This is a genomic window from Kitasatospora sp. NPDC058492 (genome assembly GCF_042720685.1).
Lineage (GTDB): Bacteria > Actinomycetota > Actinomycetes > Streptomycetales > Streptomycetaceae > Kitasatospora.
In genome coordinates, this window is sequence record NZ_JBHXMU010000038.1 from 79,664 (window position 1) to 92,505 (window position 12,842).

At 72.8% G+C, this 12,842-nt stretch carries 10 protein-coding genes and 1 pseudogene; 4 read left to right on the forward strand and 7 right to left on the reverse strand.

Features of this window, described 5'->3' with window-relative positions:
• Nucleotides 1-208 precede the first annotated feature (208 nt).
• Nucleotides 209-511: a putative quinol monooxygenase gene (locus ACFWPI_RS24295; RefSeq protein WP_380379218.1), complete on the forward strand. Its 303-nt coding sequence runs from the start codon at nt 209-211 to the stop codon at nt 509-511.
• Nucleotides 512-718: 207 nt separating this feature from the next.
• On the opposite strand, the pseudogene ACFWPI_RS24300 reads toward ACFWPI_RS24295, so the two are convergent.
• Nucleotides 719-1,997, reverse strand: a pseudogene (locus tag ACFWPI_RS24300) (IS701 family transposase).
• Nucleotides 1,998-2,844: 847 nt separating this feature from the next.
• On the opposite strand from ACFWPI_RS24300, the gene ACFWPI_RS24305 reads away from it, so the two are divergent.
• A complete protein-coding gene (locus tag ACFWPI_RS24305) occupies nt 2,845-3,054 on the forward strand; it encodes a DUF6243 family protein (protein WP_063352004.1) in 210 nt (69 codons plus the stop codon).
• Nucleotides 3,055-3,932: 878 nt separating this feature from the next.
• On the opposite strand, the gene ACFWPI_RS24310 is transcribed toward ACFWPI_RS24305, so the two are convergent.
• Complete coding sequence (locus tag ACFWPI_RS24310) at nt 3,933-4,727, reverse strand: exodeoxyribonuclease III (protein ID WP_380379236.1); 795 nt, start codon at nt 4,725-4,727, stop codon at nt 3,933-3,935.
• A 286-nt stretch (nt 4,728-5,013) separates the two neighbouring features.
• Between ACFWPI_RS24310 and ACFWPI_RS24315 the strand changes: the two genes are divergently transcribed.
• On the forward strand, nt 5,014-5,787 hold the full coding sequence (locus tag ACFWPI_RS24315) for a GntR family transcriptional regulator (RefSeq protein WP_363376523.1): 774 nt from the start codon (nt 5,014-5,016) through the stop codon (nt 5,785-5,787).
• Nucleotides 5,788-5,931: 144 nt separating this feature from the next.
• On the opposite strand, the gene ACFWPI_RS24320 is transcribed toward ACFWPI_RS24315, so the two are convergent.
• From ACFWPI_RS24320 to ACFWPI_RS24330, 3 genes are all read right to left on the reverse strand, one after another.
• Nucleotides 5,932-7,110: an ROK family protein gene (locus tag ACFWPI_RS24320; protein ID WP_063346257.1), complete on the reverse strand. Its 1,179-nt coding sequence runs from the start codon at nt 7,108-7,110 to the stop codon at nt 5,932-5,934.
• Nucleotides 7,111-7,357: 247 nt separating this feature from the next.
• Nucleotides 7,358-7,711 (reverse strand): hypothetical protein, encoded by a 354-nt coding sequence (locus ACFWPI_RS24325; RefSeq protein ID WP_380379215.1) that lies wholly within the window; start codon nt 7,709-7,711, stop codon nt 7,358-7,360.
• A gap of 53 nt (nt 7,712-7,764) precedes the next feature.
• Nucleotides 7,765-9,390, reverse strand: coding sequence for a hypothetical protein (locus ACFWPI_RS24330; protein WP_380379213.1), 1,626 nt, complete (start codon nt 9,388-9,390; stop codon nt 7,765-7,767).
• A gap of 411 nt (nt 9,391-9,801) precedes the next feature.
• Here ACFWPI_RS24330 and paaK point away from each other — a divergent pair, with 411 nt between their 5' ends.
• Nucleotides 9,802-11,058 carry a phenylacetate--CoA ligase PaaK gene (paaK, locus tag ACFWPI_RS24335; RefSeq protein ID WP_363376567.1) on the forward strand — a complete coding sequence of 419 codons (1,257 nt, stop codon included), beginning with the start codon at nt 9,802-9,804 and terminating at the stop codon, nt 11,056-11,058.
• 134 nt (nt 11,059-11,192) lie between these two features.
• Here paaK and ACFWPI_RS24340 read toward each other — a convergent pair whose 3' ends face one another.
• On the reverse strand, nt 11,193-12,062 hold the full coding sequence (locus ACFWPI_RS24340) for a hypothetical protein (protein ID WP_380379212.1): 870 nt from the start codon (nt 12,060-12,062) through the stop codon (nt 11,193-11,195).
• 1 nt (nt 12,063) lies between these two features.
• The gene (locus ACFWPI_RS24345; RefSeq protein ID WP_380379210.1) at nt 12,064-12,657 is read right to left on the reverse strand and encodes a hypothetical protein; all 594 of its coding nucleotides are present in this window, start codon (nt 12,655-12,657) and stop codon (nt 12,064-12,066) included.
• Nucleotides 12,658-12,842: the final 185 nt, after the last annotated feature.

Below are 12,842 nucleotides of genomic sequence, written 5' to 3' on the forward strand. Positions count from 1 at the left end.
TGGGTTAACCCCTCCCCCCCCCCGGTCCGGTAACCCCCCTCCCACCCCCCCGGGGGCGGGGCCCCGGCGGCGGGGGGGGCCCCCCCCGCCGCGGTGGGGCCGGAATGCTCCCGGCAGGGGGGGGTCAGCAGTTGCGGATGGACCAGACGGGGCCCCGGTCGAGGAAGTCGCATCACGCGGGGCCCCTCACGACACGAGGGAGACCGACATGATGCTCAAGCTGGGTGTACTGGCCCTGTTCACCGCCAAGCCCGGCAAGGAGGCCGAGGTGACCGACCTGCTGGACATCGCCCGCGGCTTCGCCGCCGAGGAGGACCAGACCCTGGTCTGGTACGCCTTCCAAAATGACAGCTCCCCCTTCGGCATCTTCGACGCCTTCGCCGACGACGCGGGCCGCCAGGCCCACCTGAACGGCCGCATCCCCGCCCTCTTCGCCCAGGTCGGCCCGGACCTCCTCGCCGCCGAGCCCGACGTCCGCCCGACCGACATCTTCGCGGTCGATCTCGGATAGCGGATCACGGTGCGGTGATACGTCGCCCTAGTACTCCAGCAGGACTTCGACGTTTTGCCTGTTCAGAGGGCTGCGCGGTGGGGTGTAGCGGGCTGATGCTTGATCAGGGGCGGTCTTCATTGGGCCGCCCCTCGATCGTGTGCAGCCGGCGTTGGTAGTGACAGCGCCGGGCGACGGCCTGGCGTTGTCGCCGCCAGGTGGACCACTTCAAGGCGTGAGCGAGGGGCGGGCAGTGTGGTGGACGCGGGCCGCGGGGACAGCCAGTTGCCAGGAGCCGCCGGATCTCTGCCACGGTGAGGTCGACCAGGGCGCGGGAACCGTTTCTGCAGCCCCCTTTGCAGCGGCCGCCGCGGCCATCGCGGCCATCGCGGCCAGGAAGGTGTGGGCGAGCATGGCCAGGGTGACGTGTCGCATCCAGCCGGGGTAGCGGCGGACCTCGTACTGGTCCAGGCCGCACTCGTTCTTCGCGGCCTGGAAGCACTCCTCGGTCGCCCGGCGCATCCCGGCGATCCGCACCAACTGCTCCACGGTCGTGTCGAGTTGTGCGTAGGCGAGGTAGTAGGCGATCTCGTCGGGCTTGTTCAGGCTGTGGCGGGCCAGCGCCCACCGCTGGCGGACCGGGGTCTCATCCTGGTGGTCGAACTCGGTCACGGCGGGTGGCCGGATGGCCGCCCAGTCATAGATGCGCGGTCCCTTTGGCACCGTCGCCGCACGAGATCCGCTCCCAGGCCTGGGCCGGGGCCTGGGCAAACAGCCAGTCGATGCGTGGACAGCCCACGCTGAACTGGGACTTGGGCACCGCCAGGACGTAGCCGACGCCGGACTGTTCCAGCAGGCGACAAAAGCGCCCCTCCTGGCCGTAGGCCGAGTCCGCGGTGACCCAGGCGATCGGCAGGTCGGAGGCCGACGCCCGCAGCACCAGGGCCTTGGCGAGGCCGCCCTTGGTGCGGAACTCCCGCTCGTCGGGGATCCTCGCTGCGCGGCAGCGGTCCCGGTCCTCGGTCCAGGATTTGGGCAGGTAGAGCTCGCGGTCGACCAGGGCGCGGCCACGGGTGGAGGCGTAGGCGGCGAAGACCCCGATCCGGCAGTTCCCGGTTCGGCCGGCGGTGCCGGAGTATTGGCGCTGCACACCGGCAGAGGTGGTGCCCTTCTTGACGAAGCCGGTGTCGTCGATGATCAGGACTCCGTCGTCGGCTCCGAGGCGTTCGGCGACGTGGTGCTGGAGTTCGTCGCGGATCTCGTCCGCGTCCCAGCGGGAACCGGCGAGCAGGTGCTGCAGGCCGTCGGGTGTGGCGTGACCTGCGTATTCGGCCAGTTGCCAGCCGTTCTTGCGTCCGACTGGGCCGAGCAGCGGTGGCCGATACGGAGGAAGAGGTCTTCGAGTTCGTTGTCCCAGGTCTCGGCTGCAGGCTCGTTGATCACGACGAGAGGCTGCCCCGGCGCTGTCACTACCAACGCCGGCTGCACACGATCGAGGGGCGGTCACGACCCGTGCTCCGTATCCTTCAGCAACCGCACATACCAGGCACCCAACTGCTTCCCGTGCCCGTCCTTGCACCCGCACCGCCGGTACACCCTGCCCCGCTGCGCACGCTGTCCCGTGTGCTTCTCCTTCTTGAACGTGGTGACCCTGGTCCAAGGCTTGCCGTTCGGCCGGGCGTGGCAGCAGAGCGTGCGGGGCTGTGCGCGAGGCACGTCAGAACCAGCGGGCGAGGACACGCTCAAGACGACACACCGTCCGGAAGATCACCAACCGTATCTGGTGGGTAGTCGACCTTGATCCGCCCGGGCTGGCGAGTGGCAGCGAAGGGTGTCCCGGCCGGCCAGCAGGCGGTGTGGGATCCCAGATTCGGTGTCCTCTCCCCATGGGCGATATCCACCGCGTGGCCAAAAGGACACGGAACGGAAATCGGCAGGTGAATCGCCGCTGCCCGAGCCAAGGGTTGTCCCGCAACGGCGGGACGCAAGTGAGATGACCTCTCATGCCATCAGTGTGCTCGCGACCACTGGCAGCGCCCCCGCGGCCCGGCAACGCCCATCTGTGACACGGCGGGCGGCGACGACCGGCGGGTGCTGGCGGTGCTGGGAATCCCGGAAGGAACCGGCCGGCCCCGGGCGCTCGCCGAAGGCCCGGCCGACGCGGGGGCGGCTAAAAGGTTGGTGTTCAGGGCCGACGGAACCGGGTAACGTCTTTGCCATGTTCTTCCAGACCCCGATTTACGAGTGAGCGCGTGGTGGGCCCCTGCTGACGTCCTTCGACGTCGCCGCCCGTCCCCCACCGATGAATCCGTAGATCACTTCACTTCACTTCACCACCGGGAGAACCCACGACCGTGAGCAAGAACATCAACAACCCCGTGGGCATGGGCGGCGGCCAGCGCAAGAGGCAGTCCCGCGCCGAACGGCAGAACAACGGTCCGCACCGCAACCTCGACCGCCAGGGTGCAGCCGACCAGAAGGCGGAGCTGGTGCGCAAGATGCGCGAGAAGGCAGGAACGGCTGAGGGCGCCGGGCAGGCGGGCGGCGACACCGTACAGGGCTGACGCACCGCCGCCGCAGCGCGGCACCGCACGGGGCAGGGCTCGGACCGCGACGCGCGGTCCGAGCCCTGCTGCCGTACCGGGTGCGGCCGGTCCCACTCAGCTCGTGGCCGACCACCCGCGTCTCAGCTCAGCTGACCACCCGGGGCAGCCGCAGAATCGGCAGCCCCGTCACCGCCACCACCCCGAGCTGCACCAGCAGCTCAGCACGTCCCCGTGCCCAGCCCGGGCAACACCGCAGCCGGCGGCGGCAGAGGAAGTGGACACCTCGGAGGGACAACCGCGAAACCCGCTGGCCAGAACGACTCCGGCGGACAGGCCGATGCGGAACCCACAGGCGGGCCCTGCTGAAGGGTCGACAGATTGCCGTCACCCGCAGTGACCGGGGCCCTGGGGACCATTTGGGGACCAGTTTGGGGCCACGATTGGTGAGCGCCCGTGGGCGATAACAGACATCTATGTACGAACTTGAACCCGGTTGGGCATCGAGCGGGTTCGAGCTCTGTCGACCGTGGATCTTCAGATGAGTCTCAACTTCCCTTGTTTTCAGTGCAGTTGAGATACAAGAAAGCCGAGGCCTTGAGGTCTCGGCTGCCGAGAATAGTTGAACCCCTCGGCTGGGGGTCAAGGGGTTGCGGGCGGTGGCCGTATCTAGAGGGATGTTCGGGTCTGGATCGTCGGGGGAGCTGATCTGGGGCGGACAGGTGCTTCGCTTGTGGAAGCAGGGTCACGTGAATCGCTTTGTTGAAAAATCCACTCCGGGAGTGCCGTGCGACTTCCTTCGCCGCTGGCGTATTTGCTACCGAGAGGAGGCCCCGACGTGTGGAATGCCCCGCGTCGGGGCCGCCTCTTGATTCTGTCGAACTACCAGTTTCTGCTGCCTAGTTGTTCAGATCGAACACTGCCGTGACCGGTGCGTGGTCGGACCACCGCTCGGCGTGGGTGGCGGCGCGTTCGACGTAGGCTTCGACGGCCTTGGCGGCGAGGGTGGGGGTGGCGACCTGGAGGTCGATCCTCCAGCCGGAGTCGTTGTCGAAGGCGCGGCCGCGGTAGGACCACCAGGAGTAGGGGCCGGTGCGGTCGGGGTGGAGGGTACGGACGACGTCGACGTAGCCGGCTTCGTCGTAGACGCGGGAGAGCCAGGCGCGTTCTTCGGGGAGGAAGCCGGCGGACTTCTGGTTGGCCTTCCAGTTCTTGAGGTCTTCGGGGCGGTGGGCGATGTTCCAGTCGCCGCAGACGACGACCTCGCGGCCGTCGGCGGCGGCGCGGGTGCGGAGGGCGGTGAGGTGGACGAGGAATTCCGCCATGAAGCGTTCCTTCTCGTCCTGGCGTTCGGTGCCGACCTCGCCGGAGGGGAGGTAGAGGCTGGCGACGGTCAGCCCGGGCAGGTCGATCTCGACGTACCTGCCCGTGTTGTCGAACTCCTCGGACCCGAATCCGATGACGGTCCGCTGCGGCTCCTGGCGGGACAGGACGGCGACGCCGGCCCGGCCCTTGGCGACGGAGGGGGCCCAGACCGCGTGCCAGCCGTCGAGGTCGCGCAGTTCGACGGGCAGTTGCTCCGGTTCGGAGCGCACCTCCTGGAGGCAGACCACGTCCGCCTCGGTGCCGGCCAGCCACTCGACGAAGCCCTTCTTGGCTGCCGCCCGGATTCCGTTCACGTTCACACTCGTCACCACGATCACCCGGGCAGCCTACCGAGTGCCGGGGCCTGCGCCGAAGCGTGACGCGCACCGGCTGTGGGATGACGTGAACGCGGCATGAATGTGTGCGACAGTCGCACCAAGCCGCGCCATTGGTCTTGACCATCTCCGGACGATGCACCTAGGGTCGCTTACTGCAAAGACCTTTAATAAAGAAGGACGGATAAAAGCCCGCTCTCCCACCTGCCGCATCCGCGGACAGCGGGCCCGGGATCCGACCTCCTTACCGCAGGGTGGACAGAGCAGGGTGGAGGACACGGTGGGGACGACTGGACAGCTTTCGGCGGTGCCGGAACCGAAGTACTGGCACCTGCGCACGGTGCTGCTGCGGGCCATCGACTCGGAGTTCTCCACCGGCCAGGTCCTGCCCAACGAGCGCGAGCTCTCCGCCCGCTTCGGGGTCGCCCGGGCGACCCTGCGGCAGGCCCTCGACCAGCTGGAGCTGGAGGGCCGCCTGGTGCGCCGCCGGGGGATCGGCACCCTGATCGCCGCCCCGCGGGTCGGCGTCCCGGTCAACCGGCAGGAGGAGGGCTGGCCCGGCGTCGGCCGCAACCAGGCCTGGCGGACGGTCGACTGCACCACCGCCCCCGCCCCGGCGCAGCTGGCCAAGGGCCTCGGCATCGCCGAGGGCGCCACCGTGCACACCGTCCGCCGGGTTCGCCTGGTGGAGGGCCGGGCGGTGGCCACCGAGTCGCTGCACGTCCCGGCCGCCGCGCTGCCGCACCTGCCCGGCTTCCGGGCCGAGAGCGACCGGGCCCGCTCGGTGCTGCGCCAGCTGGAGCGGCTGGAGGTGGACGGCGAGTCCCGCGCGGTCGAGCTGGGTGTCGCCGAGGCCGCCGAGGGCGCCCTGCTGGAGCGCCCGCCCGGCTCGCCGGTGCTGGTGATGACCACCCAGTACGCGTCGGCCGGCCGCCTGGTGGCGCTCGCCGTCGCCACCTACCGGGCCGACACCTGCAAGCTGACCTTCGGCTCGACCGGGCTGGTCGAGGTCACCCCGGTCGGCGCTGCGGCCGAGGTCCGCACCGCCTCCTGAACCACTTTTCCGACACCCTCAGGCCGAGGCCCGGACGCCCGATTGGCGTCCGGGCCTCGGTCGTTGTCCGGGTGGAGTTGTCCGGGCGGAGCTGGGTCCGGACCGCCGCCCCGGGTTCAACCCCGGGCGGCGGTCCGGGGCCCGTCAGGCGCGGCCGTTGCCGGTGGTCGGCGGGTCGACGGCGAACAGCTGGTCCTCGACGTGGTCGAGGGCGACGCGCAGCGCGCCCATCGCCACGACCTCGGAGCCGAGCGCGGCGAGCGCCACCTCGGGGGCGCGGAGGGTGAACTGGGCGAGGCGCTCGCGCAGCGGTTCCAGGACGCCGTCGAGGCCGGCCGCCCAGCCGCCGATCACGACGAGCTGCGGGTCGATGGCCAGGACGAGCGCGGCGACGCCCTGGACCAGGCGGGTGAGGAAGCGGTCCATGGCGACCTTCGCCACCTCGTCGCCCTCCCGCGCGAGCCGCAGGACGCGGGCGACGGCGGCCTCGTCGAGCGGGTTGAGCGGCTTGCCGGTGGTGGAGAGGAGGCGCTCGGGGGTGACCTCCTGGCCGAGCAGGTGGAGGGCGCCGATCTCGCCGGCCGCCCCGCCGTGGCCGCGGTGCAGCCTGCCGTTGATGAGGGAGCCGGCGCCGGGGCTGAGGCCGGCCATGACGAAGACGACGTCGCCGGCGCCGACCGCCGCGCCCTGCCAGTGTTCGGCGATGGCGGCGAGGTTGGCGTCGTTCTCGATCAGGACGGGGCAGCGGAAGGAGCGCCGCAGCCGGGCGCCGAGGTCGAGACCGGTCCAGCCGGGCATGGCGGTGCCGAGTTGGATGGTGCCGTCGCGGTCGACGATGCCGGGGGTGCCGATGCCGACGGCCCAGAGGTTGTCGCGGGAGATGCCGGCCTTGCGCAGGACCTCGGCGACGGCGGTGCGGACGGCGGCGAGCCGGTCCTCGGCGTCCAGGGTCTCGTCGACCGGCTTGAAGTGACTGCCCACCACCTCGCCGGTGAGGTCGGCGAGGATGACGCGGATGTCGTGCACGCCGACCTCGATGCCGAGGATGTGCCCGGCCTCGGCGCGGAAGCGGAACCAGCGGGCCGGTCGGCCGCGCCGGCCGGTGCCGGGCTGGCCGTCCTCCTTGGGCTGGTCGACCTCGGCGACCAGCCCGGTTTCGACCAGACCCTCGATGACGCCCTCGACGGTCGGGCGGGAGAGCCCGGTCTCGCCGACGAGCTGAGTGAGGGTCACGGAGTGGCCGGTCCGCAGCGCCCGAAGCGTGACCGCCGCGTTGATCCGCCGCAGCAGCGAGGAGTCTCCTCCGGTGAGCCGATCCGCCAATGCGATGCCCTTCGCCGTTCGCGCGACTGCCCTGGCGCGCGGTGTCGAGTGCGCGGTGCCCACCGAATGGCCCGCGGGGGTGTGCCACCCTCGGAACGCGGCACGGCGGCGCGGGGCCGCCTGCGCCAGGGCCGGAGGACAAGCGGAGCCTACCCGGGGGTGGGCCCGGTGGGCGAGAATCCTTGCAGCTCATCCAGGCTTCGGTATCGAAATGGTACGCATCGGGTGGTGGTGCACGACCCGGGCTTCACGGCCCGGCCACGGGCCGCCCGCCGCCGGGCCGCCGGGACCGTACCGACCAGCGGGAACGGGCGGAGAGCAGCGAGCCGAGGCTCAGCCGGGAGCCGGCCGACAGGGCGCTGAGCACGGAGCCGGCCGACCCGAGGGACAGGACGCTGCCGGCGGACCCGACCGAGAGGACGGAGCCGGCGGACCCGATCGAGAGGACGGAGCCGGCCGAGCCGATCGACAGCACCGAGCCGACGGACCCGATGGAGGCGATCGAGCAGACGGAGGCGATCGAGGAGAGGGAGGCCAGGGAGGCCTTGGACCGGAGCGACCGCGGCCGCCGCTGGGGCTGGAAGGGGCGCAAGGGCGGCAAGCGCCGCAGGAACTGCACGGGGGAGTCGGGTACGGCCCGATGGTAGCGGCGGCTCAGGGCATCCGCGCCGCGAACAGCCGCTGCCCGAGCAGTCCCATCGGGTGCCCGTCCTCGGGCAGCGCGAGGACGGTCGGGCAGCCGGCGGCGGTGAGGGCGGCCCGCCAGCGCTCGGCGGGGAGCGCCGGGGCGGCGGGGGCGGCGGAGACCGCGGCGGCCGGGGAGGCCGGGGAGGCCGGGGAGGCCGGGGAGGCCGGGGAGGCCGGGGAGGCCGGGGAGTCGGCGCCGGCCTCGGCGTCCCCCGTGATCAGCAGGTCGAGCTGTTCGCCGGTGGGCGCGAGCAGCAGCAGCTGCCCGCCGGGCGCGAGCAGGTCGACCAGCTCCGGGACGGCGGTGTCCGGGTGGCCGGTCACGGTGGCGACGACGAGGTCGTAGCGGCCGCCGTCGGGCAGCTGGTGGTGGTCGGCGCCGGGGCGGGGCCGGGTGGCGAGGGCCCGGGTGACGGTGGAGTCGGCGTCGTCCTGGCCGAGTTCGAGGATGCGCAGCGGCTGTGGCCCGTCGTGGGTCTCGGCGAGGCCGCGGACCAGCGCGCCGAGGGCGGCGCCGAGGTAGCCGCGGGCGGCCGTCCAGCGGATCGGGGCGGCGGCCGGGCGGGGTGGCTCCTCGCCGGTGATCAGCCGGGGCAGCCGTAGTGCGCCGCGCCGGATCCGGTCCAGGGCGGCGACCGGGCCGAGCCCGTCGTTCCAGGTCTCGACGGCGGGCCGCCAGGCCTCCCGGACCTCGGCCGCGGTGAGTTCGGGTCGGCCGTAGTGGACGTCGTCGTGCCGGGTGATCAGGCCGTGTCGGGTGAGTGCGTCGAGCCAGCGGCCGACCCGGGGCCGCTGGGCGGGGGTGACGAGGGCGGCGGTGAGGATCTCGGCCTCGGTGTGTCCGTGCCCGGGGTCGGTGAGGACGCCGCTCTGCTGGAGGGTCAGCAGCAGTGCGGACAGGACGGCGTGGTCGAGGTGGGTGCCGAAGGCCTGGACCTGTTCGGTGGTGACGCCTATGGCGTGTTTCCAGGCGATGGCGTCGGCGGCGTCGGCGGCGGTGCGCAGTCGCCGGTCGGCGGCTTCGGCGTGGCTGTGCGGGGCGCGGACGTGGGCGAGGACGGCGCCGAGCGCGTCGACGGCGGCGTACACGTCGTCCTGTCGGGGTTCGGGGCCGACGTGCAGGACGAACCGCAGGGCGCCGAGGTCGTGGTCGGCGAGGTCGGGGCGGCGGCTGAGGCGCCACAGCAGGGTGGAGGGGAGGCTGAGGTGGGTGGTGGCGCTGGCGGCGAGGTCGACGAGCTGCTGCTCGGGGTCCTGCCGGGGGTCGCCGCAGTGGACGGTGCCGCCGGCGAGCAGGGTGGCGAGGGCGAGTTCGACGGCGAGGTCGGTGGCGGGGTGGAGCACGGTGTGCCGGATGGGCGGCGGGCCGAGGACGCCTGCCCAGTGCCGCAGCCGCTGTTCGGCGGTGCGGGCGGCGGAGGGCGGCAGCGCGGCGTGGGCGGCGACGCGCTGGGCGAGGGTCCGGGGCAGGCCGCCCGGCGGGGAGACGCCGAGCAGCAGGCCGATGCCGCTGATCGCGCGCCCGTCGGCGACGACGGCGGGTCGGTCGCCGAGTTCGCGCAGCGCGCTGACCAGGGCGGGAGTCGTGGGCACGGTGATCACTCCGGGGTGCGGGGGAGAAACCGCACTACTCAACCACGCGGTCGGGCCGGGTGATGCCGTGCACGGGTCAAACTTCTGTAATGATTTTCATATCGGCCAGCCAAGGTGGGTGCCCGATCTCCACCCGAAGTGGTCGGAACTTCGCATTCCGGATCCGGCGTGCGACCCCTTGACAGCCGGTACGGGCGCTGGGTTACTTGGCGTGGGGGTCGTCCTGACCGAACGATCGGTCGGCACCCGTCCCGGCCGACCTGCGGAGGAGCGACGATGACCGGCAGCGCACCCGCCCCGAACCCGTACGGCGAAGAGCCCGCCTGCGGTGAAGAGCCCGGCCGTGGCGAAAAGCCCGCCCGGCGCCTGGGCGAGCCGCTCCCGCCCGCGCTGCTGGACGCCGGCGAGCGGATGGGCGTCGACGAGCTGCGCGCCCACCAGCTCACCCGCCTCCGGGCCACCCTGCGCCACGCGTACGACAACGTCGAGCTGTACCGCCGCAAGTTCGACGCGGCCGGCGTCGGCCCCGAGGACTGCCGCACCCTGGCCGACCTCGCCCGCTTCCCCTTCACCACCAAGGCCGACCTGCGCGAGGGCTACCCGTTCGGCATGTTCGCCGTCCCGATGGAGCAGGTCCGCCGGATCCACGCCTCCAGCGGCACCACCGGGCGCCCGGCCGTCGTCGGCTACACCGAGCACGACCTGTCGATGTGGGCCGACGTGGTCGCCCGGTCGATCCGCGCGGCCGGCGGCAGGCCCGGGCACAAGGTGCACATCGCGTACGGCTACGGGCTGTTCACCGGCGGGCTGGGCGCGCACTACGGCGCCGAGCGGGCCGGCTGCACCGTCATCCCGGCCTCCGGCGGCATGACGGCCCGGCAGGTGCAGCTGATCCAGGACTTCCGTCCCGAGATCATCATGGTCACCCCCTCCTACCTGCTCACCCTGCTCGACGAGTTCGAGAAGCAGGGCGTCGACCCGCGCAGCACCTCGCTGCGCATCGGCATCTTCGGCGCCGAGCCGTGGACGGAGGAGATGCGGCGCGAGATCGAGGACCGGCTCGACCTGCACGCCGTCGACATCTACGGCCTCTCCGAGGTGGTCGGCCCCGGCGTGGCGCAGGAGTGCGTGGAGACCAAGGATGGGCTGCACATCTGGGAGGACCACTTCTACCCGGAGATCGTGGACCCGTTCACCGACCAGGTGCTGCCCGACGGCGAGGGCGGCGAACTGGTCTTCACCTCGCTCACCAAGGAGGCGCTGCCGGTCATCCGCTACCGCACCCGCGACCTCAGCCGGCTGCTGCCCGGCACCGCGCGGCCGGCCTTCCGGCGGATGGAGAAGGTCACCGGGCGCAGCGACGACATGATCATCCTGCGCGGGGTGAACGTCTTCCCGACCCAGATCGAGGAGGTGCTGCTGCGGACCCCGGGCGTCGCGCCGCACTTCCAGCTGCGGCTCACCCGGCAGGGGCGGCTGGACCACATGACCGTCCGGGTTGAGGCGAGGCCGGACGCCCCGGCCGAGCAGCGGGCGGCGGCGCGGGAGGCGATCGTCCGGGCGGTGAAGGACGGGGTGGGCGTCACGGTCGCGGTCGAGGTGGTGGAGCCGTACGCGCTGGAGCGCTCGGTCGGGAAGATCCGGCGGGTGGTCGACGAGCGGGGGTGAGGCCGGAGGGGGCCCGCAGTCCTGGGGCCTGGGTGAGCGTGGGGCCCAGGGGCGTGGGGCCTGCGAGGCCGGAGGCGTAGGGCTGTCCGGGGGGTGATGCCCTACGCCTCCAGCGTCTACAACAATGTAGACGGTCAGGCGGCGGAGCGTCCAGCCGCCCTCCGCCGACGGCGCGCCCGGGCCGCCAGGCCGAGGGCGGCCACCATCAGCACCGCCAGCGCCAGGCTCACCGGGCCGGTGCCCAGCCCGAGGCCGCCCCGGTCGGCGCCCACGCCCAGCCAGTCCGCGAACGAGGCGCCCAGCGGACGGGTCAGCACGTACGCCCACCAGAACCCGGCCACCGGGCCCACCCAGCGGGCCCGCGCCGCCACCGCCGGGACGGCGATCAGCACGGCGAAGCCCAGACCGGCCAGCAGGTACCCGGCGCGCAGCGTGGCCGCCGTCAGATCGCCCAGCGCCGTGCCCAGGGCGAAGGTCAGCAGCACCGCGGCCCAGTAGAACAGCTCCCGGCGCAGCCCGGTCACCCGGTCGATCGCCAGCGAGCCCTCCACCCGGTGCCAGAGCACGAACAGCGCGGCCAGCGCCACCGCCAGCCCGCCCGCCGACACCGCGTACGGCACGCCCAGCGCGACGTGCGCGACATCGGCGACCATCGTGCCGAACACGCTGACCAGCACCACCACCGCCCAGTACACCCCGGGCACGCAGCGGCGCAGCCGCAGCTGGACCAGCAGCGCCACGGCGAGCAACAGCCCGGCCGCCGCAACCGCCGGCACCGGGCCGACGGTGTGCGCCAGGAAGTCCGACAGGGTCTCGCCCATACCGGTGGTCAGCACCTTCACCAGCCAGAACCAGCCGTCCACCGCCGGGACCTTGCTCGCCCCCGCCGGGCCTCCCTCGGCAGGGGTGCCCCCGGCCAGGGCGTCCGGGCGGGCCGCGACCCGTGTCATCGTCGCGGCCCGGGCCGTCGTCGCGTGCCGGATCGTCGTCGCGTGCCGGGCCACGTCAGCGCCCGGACCCGTCGACGACCGTGTTCCCGGTCAGCTCACCGCTGGCGCCGTCCACGGTCACCAGGTGACGCACGCCGTCCGGGCCCACGACCACCACGGCCCAGGCGGCGGAGCCGCCCTGCTGGGCGACGCGCCGCAGCGACTCGGCCCGCCCGCCGGGGACGGCGCCCTGCGCCTTCTCCAGCGCGGTCGAGGCGGCGAGGGAGGGGAGCGGGGCGGGGGCGGTCCGGCCGCGCTTGGCGTGCCCCTCGCCCCGGTCGCTCCCGACGCTCCCGGCGCTCCCGTCGTGCGCGGTGCGGCCGCCGTTGCGGCCACCGTGCTCGTCGGACGAGCCGCCCTCGGCCCGGCTCAGCCCGCGGTGGTCCCCACGCCCGTGCTCCTCGTGCGCGACCGCCAGCGCCACCAGCCCGCCCGCGCCGATCAGCGCGACGGCGGCCACCCCGGCGGCGATCCGGCGCTCCCGTCCGCCCGCCCAACCGCGCAGCCGCGCCGCCCGGGGCCGCTTCGACTGCGGCTGCGCCTGCGAAGCCTGCTGCGCCTGCTCCGGGTCCTCCGGGAGCGGGGTGGTGGACGACGTGGCGTCGCTCATCGGGCGTTCTCCTTGCCTCGGCTGCTCAGCGCGCCCGGATCCCCCCGGGCGCGCCCGGCGATCATGGCGGACCGTTCCTGAACCCCCGCTTAATACTGCAACCGCATCTGGGGGGTGTGTCCTCGGCGTTTGTAGTGGGAGTTGCGGGCGCGGGCTTGGCTTCGTCGTCGGAAGTGTGACCAGTG

Excerpts from the sequence above, each read along its gene's own strand:
- ACFWPI_RS24295 (WP_380379218.1), top strand. The coding sequence starts at position 209 with ATGATGCTCAAGCTGGGTGTACTGGCCCTGTTCACCGCCAAGCCCGGC.
- paaK (WP_363376567.1), top strand. The coding sequence starts at position 9,802 with ATGGGCGTCGACGAGCTGCGCGCCCACCAGCTCACCCGCCTCCGGGCC.
- ACFWPI_RS24345 (WP_380379210.1), bottom strand. The coding sequence starts at position 12,657 with ATGAGCGACGCCACGTCGTCCACCACCCCGCTCCCGGAGGACCCGGAG.